The organism is Micromonospora sp. ANENR4 (assembly GCF_015354395.1).
GTDB classification, from domain to species: Bacteria; Actinomycetota; Actinomycetes; order Mycobacteriales; family Micromonosporaceae; genus Micromonospora; species Micromonospora aurantiaca.
In genome coordinates, this window is the sequence record NZ_JADKYQ010000015.1 from 150090 (window position 1) to 168346 (window position 18257).

Genomic DNA, 18257 nt, shown 5'->3' on the forward strand with positions numbered 1-18257 from the left:
CGTGGGTGTCGCCCCAGAAGCAGCCGTGGAGCTCGACCGGCAGCCGACGACGCGTGACCGCCTTCCGGATTTCCTCGTAGGTCTCGGCGTACTTCTTCTTACGGACGCCCGTGCCGTGAACGAAGAGCAGCGTTGTGGACAGCGAGGCCTCCCGAGGACGTTGTAGGACATGCCTACCGGGCGCGCCATGATCGAGACAAGTCCTCCGATCAGTTCGTCCTCATAGCCGCTGGTCCGTCACGCCTGCCTGGCAGCGGAGGTGACGGGCCGCCGCCCAGACCCCGACGAACGCCGCCGAGACCGCGAGGGGCTTGGCAGGCGAAGCCGCGCGGTGTTCAGCCTGGTGTGCCAGAACCGCCCGATCTTCCAATGCCGGATACGGGTCTGCGGTCGAGAAGGCGCCGGCGGTACGGTGCCGGCATGGTGCACCCATTGCTGCCGCTGGCGGAAGAGTTCGAGGAAGTTCCAGACCTTCGCTGCCCGACCTGCAAATCCGGGCATCTGATCCGGCAAGAGCCTTTCGTTCTACGGGGAGACGCTGCTTCGGAACAGGTGAAACGGGTGCGGCCCGACGTCTTCGAGCCAGACATGATCGATGGCGTGTTTACCGGCTTTTTGACGTGCGGACGCCCAACCTGTGGTGAGCACGTGGCTGTAGCCGGCGGCTGGCGCGTCGGGCACCCAGCAACCTACGAGGAGGAAGAGTACCCAGATTCGTTCCGGCTTTCCTATGCTCAGCCTGCGCTGATCCTTGTGGACTGCCCAGCAGGGACACCAGAGTCGGTGGTCCAGGCGTGCCGGGCGGCAGCCCGGATCGTGTGGGTAGATCCGGCGGGCGCGGCAGGTCGATTGCGGCTGGCGGTCGAGGAATTGCTGACCGCACAGAAGGTCAGCCAGGCCCGGATCACCCGTAAGCCCGGCAAACCTGCCAAGCGGGTTCGTCGAACGACCCACGAGCGGATCGTCGAATTCGGAACGCGAAAGGGCAAGGAACAGGCCGGCATGGTTCTCGAAGCGGTCAAGTGGATCGGCAATGCCGGGAGCCACGAAAACGCGCTAGGACTTGAGGACGCATTGGAAGGCGCGGAGATGCTCGGACTCGCGTTGCAGTTGCTGTACGACCCCAGCCATCCGAACCTGATGCGCCGGGTCGAAGCGGTGATCAAACGGCGTGGGCCAGCACCGCGGCGGACCCGCCGGCGGACCACAGTCCCGTGATCGGCCGATCGTCCAAGCGTAAATGCGAGAACAGGCAACGCACTCGGGGCCGGCGAGGGCAAGAAGCCAAACGTCGTGCAACTCCACGTGCACCAGTGTGGTCGAGACAGCCACCGTGACCGATCTCGTACTGGACTGCCGGCTGCCCTCCCGCCTCCAGTTTCTTGGCGACGACCGGCATCGTGCCCAAGCAACGTCTCATCGCCGAGCAACGGGCCGTCACCGGCCTTCACTGACGATCCGCTGATCTCGGTAGGAGGCCGGCCGCGAACTCGGCCGATGTCCTTCGCTGCATGGATGAGGCTGGTGCCGCGGTGTCCGTGTTTTGCTGGACCGGTGACGACCGTGAATTGGGAGCGTGAGCCCGGAGAGCGGGTGGAGGAGTTCGTCGCGGCTCTGCTGTTGGAGCATCCTCACGGCAACCTCATCACTCCGTCGCGCGGCGATCGCGGCGTCGACATCCGGGTCGAGCATCCCGAGGGTTTCGACATCTACCAGGTCAAGAGGTACGCGGGCCGGCTCGACGCCCGGCAGGCAGCGGAGATCGGGAAGTCATGGTCGACGTTCGTGCGGGAAACCCTGCCCCGGCTTCCCGTGCGGTCGTGGACCCTGGTGACACCGCGGAACCCCACCAACGAGCGACTGGACTGGCTCACAGAGCTCACCACAGAAGCTGAGTTTCCATGCCGATGGATGGGCGTCCCGGGCCGTGACTACAAATGCTTCCGCCCATCTCGCCGGTGGGCGAAGACGAACCCGCCCTCGACGTTCGGGGCAGGACGGTGCATCATCTCCGCTTCGACGGTGAAGCCGGCGGCGTCCAGCCAGGCCGCGACCCGGTGCGGTGGGCGGCGGTGCACGTAGACGTTCATCGGGTGTCCGCCGTAGCCCTCGGTCTTGAGCCGGCTGCCATTACCGGCGTGGAAGCCGAGCAGCAGGACGCCGCCGGGCCGCAGCACCCGGTGGAACTCGGCGACGACCGTTGGGACCTCGTCGTCGGGGACGTGGATCAGGGAGAACCAGGCGAGCAGGCCGGTCAAGCAGTCGTCGGCCAGTTCGAGGCGCGTCATGGAGCCGACCTCGAAGCGTAGGCCGGGATGGTCCCGCCGGGCCACGTCGATCATCGCGGGTGACAGGTCGATGCCGAACGCGTCCAGGCCGATGCTGTGCAGGTGGGCTGTGATTCGGCCGGGGCCGCAGCCGACGTCGGCGACCGGCCCGTTCCCTTGGGCGCGGACCAGTTCGGCGAAGAGCGCGAGGATGCCCCGCTGGAACGGTTCGTGGGCGAGGGCGTCGCGGAGCAGGTCGGCGTAGCTGACCGCCACAATGTCGTAGGAGGTCCGGGTGTCGTCGAGCCAACCGGGAACGCGCATGCGGTGCACGATAGCGCCGACGCGGCCAACGGCATCGGTCTGGCCGACGCCATGATCGATCTGGTGCCTGAGCTCGTAGTCACGTTTCCCAAGCTCATGATCATGAGCACGGATTTGCCGAGTTGACTACCCTGCCCAATTTTCGATCTGTCATGGTTTGCCCTCCGGGAGGTCATAGTAACCGGCGCAGACGCGCTACGATGCACACGTAGCATCGCCGTGGAAATTTGCGAACCGTTCGCAGTGTCGCTCGATTCAATAGCGAGGCCATCGACTGAGTGGAGGCGCCCGAATGGCTGTTCATCAAGTTGGTGGCGATGTCTTGCAGACAGCGCTTTATTGTCCATACATGTCTCCCCCTATGCCATGGATCAAGCATTCTTTGCTGCTGTTCGAACAGGTCAGCTCGATCGTCCATCCATCGCCAGCGAAGTTTGGAGCCGAACTTGAGTGGCTCATGGATGAAGGGCTTTGGGCTCCGACGACAGTTTCCTCGGGATATGTAGAGGGATACAAGGAGGAAATCGAGGCCGTGATGCTGCGGTTCGCGGACCGCCCTGGCTACCAGTTCCGTCGCAACGATATGCCGCCAGCCCGCGAGACCGAGCGGTTGTATGTTGGGAAGCTCTCAGCCGAGATAGAAAATTCATTGCTGGACCTCGGTCTAGCCAAGCTTGGCCGGTACGGTGGAACGCTGATCGTCCACCACGAGGTGGCCGCAATTATTCTGGCCGTCACGGCGAAGTTCGTGGCAGCAACCCATCGCGCCCCTGATAGCCGTATGATTCCCTCTACGGATCTACCTATGTACCAAGCAGTAGCCAACGACCCTCTTCGCGGATTCGGGTCTCGTCACCGCTGTCTCGAGTTGATGCTCGATGGCCTCGTTCCGGTGCCAGACGATCGAACCTCGATCGAGGACGTAGTCCTCTTCCGAAAGCACAACGGAGACGACCTGTTGAAATTCCGAGTCCAGCTTCAGAAATTTCTTCGGACGGTGCAAGAAAGCGAAGATCCGCTGGATGAAATTGGGGCGGTTCGAACCGAAATCGAGCATTCCATTAATGAGCTTACGAGATGTGCCAAGTCTAGGAAGGTTGGCCTTATTGCGGCCGGTTGTTCCATCTTGTGCCTTGGTGCTCTTGTTTCCAATTTAATGTCCGACGAAATGCTTCATTGGGTATTCGATGGATTTGGGACGACAGCTATTGTAGCCTTGAGTTCTCGCTTGGTCAGAGGCTCTGCTGATGCCGATTCATATAGCTATCTGCTAAAGGCCCGGCGTCAGTTTGGCTGACATTGAGGCGCAAGCTGGACGGCCGAGGGCTATTGCTGCCATTCCGCTCAGCGGATCTGATGTCCTAATGCGCCGCGACCCGCTTGCCGCCGGCCTCACGACGGGTCGGGCTGGCTGGCAGCCGGACATGCCGAAGACAGGGCACCCTGCACGCTCGTGAGAGAGGCTGCGTGCGACGCCTCGACTCGCCTGATGGGGAAACACATGGACATGGCATGGATCGCGACCGATCCCGGAAGTGGCGACCTGGCCTCCACGGAGTCCCGGTCTGACCTCCGACGGCTTCATGTCGCGGCTCCAGCACCTTCTCGGCGCCGGAGAGGGATACACGGAGGTTCGCCGCGTCGAGGCGGACTACCCTCTGTTGACGTTCTCGTTCAGAGGGGACTACGCAGTCATGCACCTGTTTGAGTCCCCGGACGACTGCCGCCTTCTTCTCGCCGCGCTGCGCGACTTCTACGCACATGCGGCGCATCGGCGGCTGGCGGTTGCCCTCTGGTGGGACTGAGCCGCACCGAATCATCGGCGCACCCTCAACTGCCGCTGAGCATGCACGTCGGCGTCGGCCGGTCCGTCACCGATCATGTGCGGGCACCGGTAGGTACGGCGCCGTCGAGTGCACGACCGAGCCGAGATCGCGCGGCGGTGTAGTCACTCACCTCGTGGAGTCGGCACGTGTTACGGCAGCTGTGGACGGACGAGCGAGATATCCCCATGTTCAGGTGGGTGACATCGAGTTCAATAGCGCCGTGATCACGATGCAGGCGGTCATCGAAGTCCCCGCGCTCACCAACGACCCGGCGCCGCCATGGCCGGTGGCCCAGACCGCACCTTGGTCATGGCTGCCACTCAACGCCGCCTGCACCGATGAGGAAATCGGACTGTTCGTGGCCGCTCTGGCTGCTCGGATCGAGGTGGCGCCTCCTAGCGACCGCGATGAGGTCGTAGACGCCCTGCTCGCCGAGGAACCATTAATCATCGCCGGCGGCCTGCAGGTGGGTGACCCCAGCACCGGAAGGGTCGTGGTGCCGGGCTGTTGCGCCGGACTGGAGGACTGGCGGGACTGGGCGCAGGCCCTTGCTGGCGACTCGCCATGGCTGGGCCACGACCCGGGCCCTGAGATCGAGGCGGTTGGCGATGACCTGCGGGTGTGGCAAGGCCGCGGCCCGGACCGTCATCGCGGCCGCTGGGCCGGGCTCCATGTCGACCTCCCGCGTCATGCGCTGCCGCAGCTGCTAAAGGGCGTGCAGCGTGACCTCGTCGGCTTCCTGGACGCCTTGGCCAGATGGGCTGATCGGGCCGACCTGGGCCGGCAAGGGACCGCCTTGGTGAGGGCGATCGACCATAGCTTCACGATCACCGCACCACGGGATTCGCCGGAGGGTTAGTGGACCGTCCACGGGCCGGTTTCGACTTGCGCAGTGCTGACATCAACATCGACACATGCCAGCACCCGCTTCCGCCGCCGATCGGTCGGCGGTTACGCGTGGCCAGACACCGCGTCGATCTGGGCGCCGGTAGGCCAGGGCCTCTTTCGATGGTTAAGCTGCGGCGGTGGCAGAGTTGCCGGGGACATGGAGCGTCCCGGTGGTACGAGCAGACTTCACCGATGACGCCGTCTGGAATCAGATCAGGATGCGGATCGCGGAGCCGACCGAGGAGGGCTTCGGCGCGGACGTGGATTTCGTTGAGGACCGCGCGTGGGACGGCCTGGATGAGGCATCGATCGTAGCCAGCTACCCACCGAGCTACCCGCACGAGTACCGGCACCCGGTGCTGTTCGTGATCGACGCTATCGCCATATCCACGCCCGGCCACCCCGTGCTGGTCATCAACCTCAACGCCGGTGTCGACGCGCGACCGTTCCGGGCGCTGCCGACTCAGGTGCAGGCGATCCAGAACAACCTTTCGCTCGCGAACATGGACTACATCGAGTTTGCGACTTCAGCGGGCCTGGATGGTGTCTTCCAAGGTTTCTGACTCGACCAGGAACACTCTTGTACCGCTGAATCGCACGTCACGAGGGTGACGTCGGTGGCGTTGTTGATGTCTGGCCGTGTCGAGTCGAGTACGTCGTCGCAGCGGCGGCAGTGTCGGCTCTGCGGTTGGAGGCGTTCGGTCCCTCGTCTATGTGTGCTACCAAGAAGCCGTTGCCTGCAGGCCCCGGCGTACTGCGGCCGGTGGCGAAGGGTTAGGAGTGCGTGGATGAGAGCGATCTTGTACGACCGGTACGGGCCGCCGGATGTGTTACGGATCGAGGACGTCTCCAAGCCGTCTCCAACTGGCCGACAGGTGCTCGTCAAGATCGCAGCGACCTCGGTCAACCTGAGCGATTGGGAGACCCTGCGAGGTTCGCCGCTGTATTCGCGCATCGAGAGCCCAGGCGAGTGGGCCAGTAACCTCCCGTACGTTGCCGGTGCAGACCACGCGCGGCGCATGGACGTAAGCCTCGGATATCTGCGAGACGCCCCGTGTTGGAGCATGAGCGGCGGCCAACTCACCTTGAGCGTGGGCCAACACCCCGGGAGCTTCGACTTTGTAGTAGCTCTACCCACTGCCCCGCTGTCGGAGATTCGGGCAAAACTGGTCGGGCGCTGATGCCGGGCAGGTCGTAGACGACCCAATCCGCTGTGTGACGTGCTATGTGCCACCTCGTCGGGCGGGCACGGCGCGGCTCGGGCCCGCAGACGCTTAAGACCCACTCCGGCACGGGCCCAGCGCGATGACGTTTTGGTCCGCGATTCGGAGCACCCTGCCGTCGATGTAGTAGAGCGACGTGCCGGACGCTCCGCCGAGCCGGGATACGCAGGTAGTGAAAGACGGCAAGTGTGATGGGGGTGACTGGCTGTCTACCGCTGCGAGCCGTACTTGGGTGACCTGGAGCGCCGGGACGCCCGGCGCCACGGGCAGTCGTACCTCGCGGCCGGCACGCACGTCGGCGGCCAAGTGGTCGCTGAGCTGATACGGCAGCAGTAGCAGACTCACGCCGAGGAAGCCCAGCAGGGCACCGGCGAGGCCGCGCAACCACAAGCTGGTGTTCCAGCCCATCTGGACCTCGGGCGGCCGCCACCGCAGGACGAGTGCGGTGCTGACGGCGCCGGCTAGGAGGATGAAGGTTACCGCCACTGTGTCGGCGTTGCCGCTGCGTGTGGTGGCCCATCCCACGTAGCAGAGCGCTACCAGCCCGGCGGTACCCATGCAGCAGACGAACGACAAGACGGCTATCGCGCCGCGGCTCTCTACGATATGAACGACGGGTGCGCTGCGCTCAGCTACCTGCAGCAGGCGCCGGGAAATGACGAACACGACCAGGCCAGTGAGGCCGATGAGAAAGGCGCGAATCGCAAGCCAGCCGAAGGTGATTCCGGCCTCCTCCGGGTCTACGCCAAAGGTGCCGTAAAACCGTGCGGTGGCGAGCCAGCCAAAGGCATACGAGATGCCGGAGACGCCGGTGACGATCTGCGCCGCCTGCCCGAACCAGTGCGACATCTGGGCGGTGAGCGTCGCTGGCGCGCCTTCAGTCGGTGGGGCGGTGATCACAGCAGTCCTGTCAGGAGCATGACGGCGGCGAGAGCGCCGAGGATGAAGCCGGCTGCCACAGCGAGGCGGCCCTTTACCGCGTACGTCCAATAGGTTTGCGGGATGCTCTCACCCGATGTCGCGGTTTCGGTGGCCACCAACTCCGGTCCGTCGCCGGTCATAGCGGCGATCGCCTCGTCGACCGCCGTCCGCCATGCCCCCAGGCGGGGGCGGGGCGTCGTCGCGCGTACCGACTCGCGTAGCACGGCCTCCAGCCCGGTGGGCACCTGGCCGCCGAGGGTGTCGTTGATGTCGGACGGACGCCACGCCGGTGCAATGAGCACCCGGGCGGCGATGAGGCCGACCGCATACACCGTTGAGGCATGGTCCGGCCGGGGTATGTCGCCGGTAAGCACCCGCGGATCAGTCCAATCCGTGCTGGTCAGAAGCGGATCGTCGGTCATGCTGTCAACCGGCCGGATCGAATCGCAGTCAAGTAACAGGACCGATGGCTCCGGGTGCAGGGCCCAGAGTAGGTTGTGCGCGGCGAGGTCTTCGTATACTAAGTCCCGCTCCGCTAACCACAGCAGTGCGTCCACCAAGGCGCGGACCAGGGTCAGCTTCTCCCGCAGGCTGGCCGGCTCGACACCCACACGAGCCGCGCGCGCCTCGTAAAGCAGGTAGTTGAGGTCTCTGGGCCTGACCTTCTTGGTCGACAAGTGCGCCTGGTAGGTCATTCCCGCCCGCGGGACAAGCACCCCGGCCACTGTGCCGTCTCCGCCAGTGACGATCGCTAGCGGCCATGCGAACCGCCCTCGGACGGCTGCTGCGTCAGTTTCGTCGAGGCCGCGGTATAGGTTGACGAGGCGGTCGAGGTCCATTTCGGCCCGGGTGATCTCGTACCGCTTGTAGAGCACCTGGTCGTTGTGTCCGAATACGTCGAATACCACAGACGAGCCACCGCGCACGCCGGGCCCGTAGATGCGTAGGTTCCGCTCGGGTATGCGCGCCGGGAGGAGAGGCCAGTTGACCATTGGCGATTGAGGGGACATGTCGCTCCAGGAAGCCAGCTACCGGATGTCCGGTTCCCCAAGATGCGGGTACGGCGGCGGTAGAAGGGGTTGGCCGTCCCGGTGCCCTCCCAGCATGGTCGACGTGGTAAGGGTCCGGGCGTAGTTATACACGGCCCCGTAGATGCGGTCGGCGAGGACCTCGTCGTGGGTCTCGTTCCATTGGTACACAGCCACGGGACGCAGTCGCCGCCAGACATCGTCCCGATCTGGCGTCATGGTGATGACAACGAGCCGGGCTTTCGTGCGGCGGTCGAACTCGTCGAAGGCATTCCCCCAGTCTCGCTCATGGTCGGATGGCGTGCTGTCGGTGATGAGGAAGATGAATGGGCGATAGGTGAGCGTGTCCCGGGAGCGGAGTACCCGCATGTCGCGTTCGATGGTCCGTCCGAGCGCACGGAACAGCGGGCCGAAGGCGGTTGCGCCCCGGGGAGACAGGCGAGGCATCGACCGCAGCTCGGTCATGTCGCCCAGCGGCAGGACGAGTTCTGTCTTGTCGGCGAACGTCATAACGCCCACCCGTACCTGGTCCCCGAGGGCTGGGCTGGACAGTAGCTCGTCAAAAAGTAGAATCAGCGCCTGCTGCACGGCGTCCAAGCGAGCTCCGTGCGCCATCGAGCCCGAGACGTCCACCGCCAGGTAGAGCGGCAGTACACGCTGCATCGGGTCGAGCCTCCTTCGCTGGATGGCTACGGTGGCTACGGGCCACCGACCAATGAAGCTAACCGGACGGAAGCGTTAGGTCGAGATCAGCGGTCTGTCACGAGTGTCGGACTTCCGCCTCAAGTTTCCGGGGCGGCAAGGCCGGCGGGCACCAAGCCCGCTCCGGGCGCCTACAGCGCCGGGGCGGTGAGCCACCGACAACCGCCGGGGCACTGCCCATTGTCAGAGCTCTCTCAGCGCGACAGTGCCTACTTGCACTCGACGCGTATCGTGAGCGGATGGAATGGTCGACTATCCTGGGCACAATCGTAGGTGCGATTGTCGGGCTTATTTCAGTTTTCTTGGCCGATCACCTTCGTTGGCGGCGTGAAGACAAAAGTCAGTTGCTGCAAGCGCGTCAACAGGTTTACGTTGATTTTCTCGCCGCTCTAAGTAAAGCCCACTCCGAAATGCGGTCGGTCGCGTTTCGTGGCGAGCTTTCTGATACTGAAAGGCGTAACGCACTACTTGAGGCCATTGATGCATCAGGAATTTGGCGGCTGCGTCAAAGTGTTTCTCTGATTGGCTCGCGGCAACTCATGCATGAAGTAGTTGTAGCTGCTCGGAAGTTGGAAGGTGTGTGCGAAGCTTTGAGTTTGGACGCCGATGTTTCGAGCGATCGGTACATCAAGGCGCGAAACAAGCTGTGGGCCGCTAATGCGGCCCTTCGTGAGTCGATGCGTAAGGATCTCGGAATTGCGGGAGATCCCGACCCCGACGTACATGCTTACCGTCATCTCGGAAACTGATATCAGCTTTACGACGACTTGCGTTCGGGAGGCTCGCAGGTGCTTCCTTGCCTCGTGCCCGATCCGTGCCCGATGCAAGGGTTAATACCGGCCATCACGAGCCCGTGGCATGGGCTGGAAGTAGCGCCCAGTAGCGACATTCCGTCATGGAACTACCGTCTGCGCAGATCAAGACGCTTCCCAAGCTGAGGGTGGCCGTCCCGACGAAGGTCCTCATGCGCGCCAAGGAGCTTCGGGATCTCCGAGTGTTTCCAACATTAGGTTGCACCAAGTGGTGGCAGCCCCAGCGGCAAGACGGGCATGGCGTGGCGGCCCATCGGCCCTGCTCCCGCAGGTCACACAACCCTCCGTCTAGGTTCCGCTTCAACTTCTGACCGTCCGCCCGTGGTATTAGGTGCCGCTGGTCCAAGTTGGACCCTCGCCCCTCGCCCCTCGCCCCTCGCCCTCGCCCCTTGCTCCGGCGGGTCATCATCGTGTTTGTGGAAGCGTTGACGGCTCTGTTTGGCGCGGTCGCAGGTGGCTTGCTGGTCCTGATCGGGGAGATTCTCCGTCGCCGATCAGAGCGACGAGGCCGCGCGGTAGACAGGCTCCTCGCTGCGAGCGCCGACTTCGCCATGGTCATCAACAGGACATCTGGCGAAATAATCGACGCCAGGCTTCGCCAACTGCCTCGGCCTGGCTCGGCCCTCCGTGCCGAGCGCCACGAAGCAACCACTAAGTTCTTCATGACGCCGGCACCGCCAGAGCTGCACGACGCAGGTCGTCGGCTTGCTTACGCCTATCACGATCTGTACGACCACTTCGACGAAGACGACGGCTGGGCCGAGGCATGGGACAACTACCGGGCTTCCATCCTGCAGTTCGAGGCGGCCGCAAGAGATGTGGCGCGTCTCAGCATCGGCTCCCGCCGCTACGGTGGCGGCGGTTTGCGTCGCCGCGAAGGCAGGGCGGGTGACGAGCCATCGCCGTCGATTCGACCTTACGGTTGGCGGCGAGGCAGCGGGAGCGGCGCCATGCTCGGCGACTCGGGTGACTAGCAGCAGGGGCATTCGCGCTTCAACGTCGAGTTGCGGGTGCTGGGGCATTCCCCATCGGTATCAGGGCATTGATCCCCGGCGTGGGCGGCGGACATCGGCTGACCGTAGCCCAATACGACGAGGGCTGAGAGCGATCCTTGAGCTCATGAAGGAAACGCCGATGGTGGCGACCACTGGCCCCGTAGTGCGTAAGTGGCGGCAGGGGCACGTATTGCTGTGGCAGCCGGGTCGTGGGAGCGCATCGGGAGCACCGGAGCTTGTCGGTCGCTGACCGGGCGTCGGCCATAGCCCGAGGGTGCTCTGGCCAGCAGCCACGACAGGTTGCCGACAACCTGCAGGATCGGCCATACCGGCTCGACGGCAGCACCCCTACGGCAAGCCCTGGACCGGGGAGCATGTTGGGAGCAACGGGGTGCACTGAACGGCCCTCAACTGCATTGAACGGCATCCAACGGCGCGCAACTACACCCACCCCTGCCTGCGGCTTCGTATTTGCGCAGGTCAGAGTCGGTGCGGCGTCCTGCTTCACACAACTGCACTCAACGGCAGTGAACAGCAGTCAACGGCACTCTATGTCGCCTGGTAGGGGAGTATTCGCAGCTCAAGGCGGTAAGGGCCTTGTGAGTGTTCATGCCTTGCAGGTGGGTGCAGATTGGGTGCAGCGTGGCGAAGTGGTCATCGTGTCCGAAGTGCTCACTGGCTTTGGGCGGAGAGGGGGCCGTGACCTGCGACGATGCTGGGGAGCGAGTGGCAGTGAACTCCCAGAGAACACCGAAGTGGTCAGAGCGCGCTGCTCCCAGTCCTGCTGGTGCCGGCTGCCGCCGGGGATCCGTGACGCCGGTCGAGAGGGCCCTGCCGTATCGACGCATGGCTCTGGCTCGTGCCGTGCTCGCGTCGAGTTGATTCCGAGGGTTGAGACTCGAATCCCACCAGCAACGCGCTGGCCAGCGCTTCCTTGGCGATGACCTCTTCGGCGTGCCCGAAGTATCAGCGTCGCGGCTCGGGTCTGTGGAGGGCGGTTTGCGCTCGTGCCGGGGCGGATGCCGACGGGCTGGCCGTCTTGCATGACACCAGAGTTGGCCCTGCACGTGCTGGCGACGACGGTACGGTCGGCCGGGTCATATCCTCGCCGGATGACGGACGAGGAGACCGCGGAGCTTGTCATCGATCGCCTGCTCCGAGCGTTGGCGGCGCAGCTTGAGACGTCGGGGAGTCCGGCGCTGGCGGCCGGTGCGGTCGAGGCGTTCGCCGACTTGAGTAGAGCCCAGGCCGATGTCATCTTCGGCCAGGCGGGCCATCTGGTGCACTACGGCGCGGACACCGAACCGCTGAAGACTCTCATCGGTGCGATCACGGCCATCCAACGCGATGAGGCTCCGGCAGATGCCGTGGTCAAGCCGGGTGACGAGGTGCGACTCGTGGGTGAAGTGCCAGAGAGTCTTGCCGACTATGACGAGACGTGGCTCCGCGAGACTACGTTCGTCGTCCGCTACGTCGGTAGGAACGCGATGGTTGGCCTGCAGCCGGACCTGATCGAGGATTACGTGATCGCGACGGTGCAGGCCGCCAGCGTGCAACTTATTCTGTAGTATCGCCGCATCTGCACCGGTAAGAGTGCCGTCCATGGGTCCGGTGGATAACTCGGCGGCAACCCTGATGCCGGATGCGCCGACGACGGCGACGCATGTCCGCTCATGTCTCAGACGACGCGCTACGTAGTGCCGCCACAATCAGGTCGAGCGTGTTCTCGGTCGTGCCGAGTTAGCGCACATTCGACGTCTCGATGATGGTGGCCGTTCCTACGGTGGGCCGGCCCTCGTGCATGGTGATCGTCATGCCCGGCTGCAGGTGCCTCCAGAGGGGTGGGGACAGCGGGCCAAGGCGGACCGACCCGGTGGCGGCCGGCGGCATCGCCGGCGCTGACTCCACCCAGATGCGTGCCACGAGCAAATCGGGGTCGCCCGCGGCCGTGCGCCTGCCGATATCCCACAGCGGTCGAAGGATGCCCTTGCCCGGGACCGGCGTTTGGCGGCCACCTTCGGCGGGCGACAGAAGCCGCAACTCGGCGCGGACGATTCCGTGGATGCTCTCCCACCGACCCCAGCGGCACCATGCCGCAGCATCAGAAAGCCCCATCACATCGGCGCTGTCGATCAGCAGATCCCACCAAGCGACCTGCGGTCGCCAACCCGTGTCAAGGTCCGCAAGGAGGTCGAGCGTGACCTCCCACTCGTCGTGGTCGAGGTACTCGCGGACGTCCACCCTCGTCACGCCGGCCTCGTTGACGACATCAGCCGGGACCATGGCCGCAGCCCGGGCGAGTAGTTCGGCAACATCCACCTGCGGATTATTCAACGCCGCCGCGGCATCAGCGCTACGCCTCTCGCCGGCGCTCGGATGCGGCCCTAAGCCGCAGGGCAGCCCGTTACCTTTTGATCGTCCCCAGCCGGGGACTCCTCGGTCGCCCGGCCCGACAGGATACCCCCCCCGGGGACCGGGAACCGCAGGTGGCAGGAGTGGTCGGGTTGGGGGCACCTGTTCGCGGCTGGCGGTTGGGTCGGTTCGTGCGGGCTTTCTCCTTGAGTTGCTTGCGGGTTCGGCGGGCTGCGGCGAGGACGGGGCGGGCCGACGAACCGTGGTTTCGGATCTGCCCGTTCGGGTTGTCCGTGGGCGGGTTTGGTGAATGGCAGGGAATCGGTCGAGGGGTGGCCGCGTGTTCGGCGGTCCACCCCTCGACCGTCTGACCGGCCGATCTCATCGGGCGTGCCGGGTTTGAAGTTCAGTTAGAAGATGAGGTCGAATGCTGACCAGTCGGATCCGATGATGGTGTAGCTGGGTTTGAATCGGCCGGTGCCGTTGCCTTGGTAGAGGTAAAGGTCGCCGGTGGGGCTGTAGCGGCCGATGACGTCGGTGTTGCCGTCCATGTTGAAGTCGCCGACGGAGAAGATGTGGTTGAAGCTGCCCCAGTTGAAGCCGACGGTGGTGTAGCCGGAGACGATCCGTCCGCTGCCGCTTCCGCGGTAGAGGTAGAGGTCCTTGGTGGTGTTGATGCGGGCGATGATGTCGGGGTGGCCGTCGCCGTCGAAGTCGCCGGGGGAGAAGATTTTGTCGAATGCGGCGAAGCTGGAGCTGATGACGGTGGAGCCGCTTTGGACTCGTCCGTCGCCGACGCCTTGGTAGAGGTAGAGCTCCTTGGTGGTGCTGTGGCGGGCGATGATGTCGGCGTCTCCGTCGCTGTCGAAGTCGCCGGGGGAGAAGATGGTGTCGAAGGCGGCCATGCTGGAGGTGATGACGGTGTACCCGGTCTTAAAGTTTCCTCTTCCGCTTCCGCGGTAGAGGTAGAGCTCCTTGGTGGGGGTGTAGCGGGCGATGACGTCGGTGATGCCGTCGCCGTCAAAGTCGCCGGGGGAGAAGATGATGTCGAATCCTGACCAGGCGGATCCGATGGTGGTGTAGCTGGGGTTGAACATGGCCCCGTTGCCCTTGTAGAGGAAGATGTTCTTGTTCGGGCTGTAACGGGCCATGACATCGGGGTAGCCGTCGCTGTTGAAGTCGCGTTGAGGACCGGCTGGGATGGGTTGGGCAGGGCTGACGTTGCTCTTCCAGGCGAGGGTTTCGCTGATCTGGCCCTGGAGGTAGCCGGTGTAGCTGGCTGTTCCGTTCTTGTGCGCGCCGATGCGGAGTGGGCCGGTGGCGTTCCATCCGTTGGGGTGGACTGCGGTGGCTACGTTGACGTCGTTGACGTAGAGGCCGAGTCGTCCGGACGTGCTCTGGTAGGAGATGGTGAGGCGGGTCCAGACGCCGATTTGCACACTGCCGGCCGCGGCTGCGGCGGTGTCCCAGGTGGCGGTGGTGGCGTCGGTGCGGGGCATGCCGACTCGCCAGCTGGCGTCGGAGGCTTCGGCCCATAGCCTGAATCCTGCGGTGTTGACGCCGTCCTGGGAGATGACGGTGCCGCCGGTGGCGGTGGGTTTGACCCAGACGTTGAGGGTGTAGTCGGCGTTGGTGGCAACGGCCGGCCCGGCCGTGGTGAGGGTGCTGTTGGTGCCGTCGAGGGTGACGTTGGGGCTGAACACGTCGCCGCTGTTCCACGCGGCGTTGCCCGCCCCGGTGGCGGGCAGGGTGCTGACGTCGTCGGTGGCGACGTTGCTGCCACTGACGGGTCCGCCGTCCGCGTTGTTGAAGGGCCAGGCGTGATCCGCGGTGATCAACGTTCGGTTGGTGGAGGCGGTGATGACTCCGACGTCGGTGGTGAGGCCGGTGACGAGCCATGGGGTCACCGTGCCGGACGCGTCGAGGCTCCAAAGGTCCCCGGTGCCGTCGCCGTCGATGTCACCGCCCTGCAGGGTCAGGGACTTACCCGCATTCCAGCTGCCGTTGAGCAGGTGCTGGGTGTAGTGCAGGGTGTAGGTGCCGTCGTTGTCGTAGCGCAGGTTGTTCCAGAGGTAGAGCTTGCCGGTGGTGGCCTGCCAGAGGAACAGGCCGGTGCCGGTGGGAGTCTGGGCGGAGGTGATGGTCCAGGCGTTCCAGTCGTAGCCGCCTGTCGGGGTGGCTTGCGCGGCGAGCGTGTCGACCTGGCCGTAGCCGCCGATACCGTCGAAGTTGGGGTAGTAGTTCAGGTAGTAGCCGTTGGCGTCGCCGGCGATGCCGATCAGGTCGGGGTAGGCGAGGCCACTGCGGTGTCCGGCGCTGGCCAGTTGCAGCGGGTTGAGGAGTTGGTTGTCGATGAACGTGCCGGAGTTGATACCGGCGTACGCTCCGTCGCGGACCGAGAACGTCGAGCCGTCGCCGTTGCCCCGCAGGATCACCGCCTCGCCGGCGTGGGTGCCGGTGGGGTAGTAAACGAGGACGTCTTGTAGACCTTGGCCGCCGAAACGTCCGGGTAGGATCTGCGCGCCGTTGAAGTCCGTCGAGCGTCCGGTCTGGAACACGGCGTTGCCCTTGGCGCCGATGTTAGTGCCGATCCTGTTGACGCCGGAGATTCCGGCCCCGGCGCCGAGCCACAGGCCCGGTGGGAGGCCGTTCTTGGCACCGGCAGTGACGAAGTCGGCGTTGCCGTCTCCCGTGAAGTCACCGTCGGCGGCGAAGGCGGCTGGTGCCGAGTTGAAGGTGACCACGGCGTTGTCGCCGATGTTGCCGCCGGGGGACAGGCTGGTGACGGTCAGGGAATTGGTGAAGCGGGTCGGGGTGATGTTGATGGTGAGGCTGCCGTTGGTGGCGGGCAGGTTGCTGGGCGGGCCGGCGTTGAGCTGGTACAGGTAACCACTCGGCGTAGTTCCGGTGGTCGGCGGCGAGATGGTGATGGGAAAGGACTTGCCGATCTGGGTGCTGCCTTCGGCGGGGGTGGGCAGGTCCGGGGCGCCGGTGCGGGTGGGGTCGAACTTGAAGCTGCAGGTGCTCGACCAGTCGCTGGTCTGGTTGAAGTCGGTGGCTTGGGCGCGCCAGGAGAACTGGGTGATGGCTCCGCCCGCTGCGGCGCGCAGCGTGTCGACGCCGACCTTGCGTACGGCGGTGGACCCGGAGCCGTACGTGAGCAGATTGGGGTCGGAGGTGACGAGGATGGTCCCGGGTGCGCTGGTCTTCCACAGCTCGAACCGGACGCCGAGGACCCCGCCGTTGCGGTCGGACACCGGCGCGTACAGCGTCACGTTGCCGTCGCCGATGGTGATGAGGGTGGTGCAGGAGGTGGCGGGGGAGGTGGTCAGGCCGGAGGGCTTGTTCGGCTTGTGGTTGTAGGTGATAGCCAGGGTGGGGCTGGTCTCGAGGAACTCTTTCCAGCTGAAGGTGTCGGTTTCGTCGTTGGCACGTAGCGCGAACGTCTGGAGCTTCTTGCCTGCCGACACGTTGGCCTGGATGGTGCTCTTGACGTCGAAGGCGACGCCGTTGGCGGGGCAGGAGGAGTTGTAGCCGTAGGCGACGGTCTGGTGACTGACGACGGAGCCGAGGCTCTGCCCGCTCCAGTAGTTCCAGGTGGCGTTCGACGCCGTCAGTGTCGTGGCGGGGGCGTAGACGTCGACCCTGCGGGCGTTGCACGAGTAGGCGTACGTTTCGGTGATCTTGAGTGTGGCGGTGTTGATAGTGGCCCCGGCCAGCACCGAGGTGGAGATCGGGAAGTTGATGAACGTGCGGGACAGGATCGACCCGGCGTTGCCGACCTGCATGCGTCCGTACGGGTCGGGTGTCTTCTTCCAGTAGTTCGTGCTCGGGTACTGCTTGGCCACCGTGGTCCAGCCGTCATTGTCCGAGCCGGACGACGACCAGGTGAACGTGGGGTCAATGAACACCGGATATACCGTTTTCGGTCCGGTGAGCAGTGTCTTGTCCGGGGTCAGGCGGATCTTGCCGCGGGTGAGGGCGGTGCGGATCCGCGCGGTCCGCGCCGTCGGTGCGGGTCCGGCGCTGGTCGAGGTGGCATGGCTGCCACCGCGTTGTCCGGCTGCGGCCGCCTTGCTGGTCGCGGACGGGGCCACAGTGGTGGAGTCCCACATCAGCGGCGCCGGAGCGGTCAGCACGACCTGCCGGCTGCGGTCGGTGCCGGTGATGTTGCCGGCGTTGTCCGTGGACAGGGTGATGCCGGCGGTCTTCGTGCCCATGGACAGGTTGGCCAGCGCCGGGTTGGCGGCTGCTTCGGGTGTGTGAACGACGAAGACCTCGGAGAACGCGCCTCGGGCGTCGGCGGTGACCTGAAGATCCACATCGGGCAGCACGTTCACGTAGGTGGCGGTCGGACCGGACACCGTCGGCTCGGGCAACGGCATCGGAGCCGTCAACGACATCGACAAGCCCGAGTCGCCGATCGTGGCCAGCGGGCCGCTGCCACCCCCGGACAGGCGCACCTGGCCGTAGCCGACGGCCGAGGACCAGGTGCCGTCGCTGTTGCGCACCAGCGTCGCGTCCAGCGGTTGCCACGTCTCGCCTACCCGCTTGCGCTGCGGCAGAGCCGAACGGCTGACGGTGACCGTGCCGTCCGGGTTCGCGGTCACGATGTCCGTCGAGGAGGCGGCGCCTGTGGCCTCGACGGGCTTGCCCGATGTACGCGCTTGCGCCACGGCTTGGTCGACCGTCAACCGCCCCGACGTCACCGGCTGTGGTGGAGCCGGAAAGGGAGGCTCATCCGCCGCCGCCGGTGTGGCCGCCGCCGTCATGAGCAGGCCTGCTGCGGCCAGCACCGATATCGCGCGTCTGCGCGCGGCGCTGCCAGGAGTCGTGAGCATTCAGTCAACCGCCTTTGTTCCCCGTCGGGATCCTGTGCTTGTCGGAGGCCGACCTTAGGCGTCCTCGTGGCGGCGGGG

General features: G+C 65.1%; 13 protein-coding genes. 7 read left to right on the forward strand and 6 right to left on the reverse strand.

Features of this window, described 5'->3' with window-relative positions; translation table 11 throughout:
* The first annotated feature begins 420 nt into the window (after positions 1-420).
* Positions 421-1218 (forward strand): DUF4145 domain-containing protein, encoded by a 798-nt coding sequence (locus IRY44_RS25165; protein WP_194802680.1) that lies wholly within the window; start codon positions 421-423, stop codon positions 1216-1218.
* 713 nt (positions 1219-1931) lie between these two features.
* On the opposite strand, the gene IRY44_RS25170 is transcribed toward IRY44_RS25165, so the two are convergent.
* Positions 1932-2591, reverse strand: a complete 660-nt coding sequence (locus IRY44_RS25170) for a class I SAM-dependent methyltransferase (RefSeq protein WP_194802681.1) — start codon at positions 2589-2591, stop codon at positions 1932-1934.
* A 292-nt stretch (positions 2592-2883) separates the two neighbouring features.
* Between IRY44_RS25170 and IRY44_RS25175 the strand changes: the two genes are divergently transcribed.
* The 3 genes from IRY44_RS25175 to IRY44_RS25185 all read left to right on the forward strand — a co-directional run bounded on the left by IRY44_RS25175 (position 2884) and on the right by IRY44_RS25185 (position 5868).
* Entirely contained in the window at positions 2884-3888 is a 1005-nt protein-coding gene (locus IRY44_RS25175) for a DUF6236 family protein (RefSeq protein WP_194802682.1), read from the forward strand.
* Between the two features lie 722 nt (positions 3889-4610).
* Positions 4611-5276, forward strand: a complete 666-nt coding sequence (locus IRY44_RS30860) for a hypothetical protein (protein ID WP_370585007.1) — start codon at positions 4611-4613, stop codon at positions 5274-5276.
* 166 nt (positions 5277-5442) lie between these two features.
* Entirely contained in the window at positions 5443-5868 is a 426-nt protein-coding gene (locus tag IRY44_RS25185; RefSeq protein ID WP_194802683.1) for a hypothetical protein, read from the forward strand.
* A gap of 711 nt (positions 5869-6579) precedes the next feature.
* On the opposite strand, the gene IRY44_RS25190 is transcribed toward IRY44_RS25185, so the two are convergent.
* The 3 genes from IRY44_RS25190 to IRY44_RS25200 form a co-directional block, all read right to left on the reverse strand.
* Complete coding sequence (locus IRY44_RS25190; protein WP_194802684.1) at positions 6580-7428, reverse strand: hypothetical protein; 849 nt, start codon at positions 7426-7428, stop codon at positions 6580-6582.
* A complete protein-coding gene (locus IRY44_RS25195) occupies positions 7425-8324 on the reverse strand; it encodes a hypothetical protein (RefSeq protein ID WP_194802685.1) in 900 nt (299 codons plus the stop codon). The genes IRY44_RS25190 and IRY44_RS25195 overlap by 4 nt, the downstream gene beginning before the upstream one ends.
* 153 nt (positions 8325-8477) lie before the next feature.
* Entirely contained in the window at positions 8478-9140 is a 663-nt protein-coding gene (locus IRY44_RS25200; RefSeq protein WP_194802686.1) for a VWA domain-containing protein, read from the reverse strand.
* A 278-nt stretch (positions 9141-9418) separates the two neighbouring features.
* On the opposite strand from IRY44_RS25200, the gene IRY44_RS25205 reads away from it, so the two are divergent.
* The 3 genes from IRY44_RS25205 to IRY44_RS25215 all read left to right on the forward strand — a co-directional run bounded on the left by IRY44_RS25205 (position 9419) and on the right by IRY44_RS25215 (position 12554).
* Entirely contained in the window at positions 9419-9928 is a 510-nt protein-coding gene (locus tag IRY44_RS25205) for a hypothetical protein (RefSeq protein ID WP_194802688.1), read from the forward strand.
* Positions 9929-10407: 479 nt separating this feature from the next.
* Entirely contained in the window at positions 10408-10965 is a 558-nt protein-coding gene (locus tag IRY44_RS25210; RefSeq protein WP_194802689.1) for a hypothetical protein, read from the forward strand.
* A 1133-nt stretch (positions 10966-12098) separates the two neighbouring features.
* Positions 12099-12554 carry a hypothetical protein gene (locus tag IRY44_RS25215; protein ID WP_194802690.1) on the forward strand — a complete coding sequence of 152 codons (456 nt, stop codon included), beginning with the start codon at positions 12099-12101 and terminating at the stop codon, positions 12552-12554.
* A 172-nt stretch (positions 12555-12726) separates the two neighbouring features.
* On the opposite strand, the gene IRY44_RS25220 is transcribed toward IRY44_RS25215, so the two are convergent.
* Positions 12727-13305, reverse strand: coding sequence for a hypothetical protein (locus IRY44_RS25220; protein ID WP_194802691.1), 579 nt, complete (start codon positions 13303-13305; stop codon positions 12727-12729).
* Between the two features lie 443 nt (positions 13306-13748).
* On the reverse strand, positions 13749-18179 hold the full coding sequence (locus IRY44_RS25225) for an FG-GAP-like repeat-containing protein (RefSeq protein WP_194802692.1): 4431 nt from the start codon (positions 18177-18179) through the stop codon (positions 13749-13751).
* Between the last annotated feature and the right edge of the window lie 78 nt (positions 18180-18257).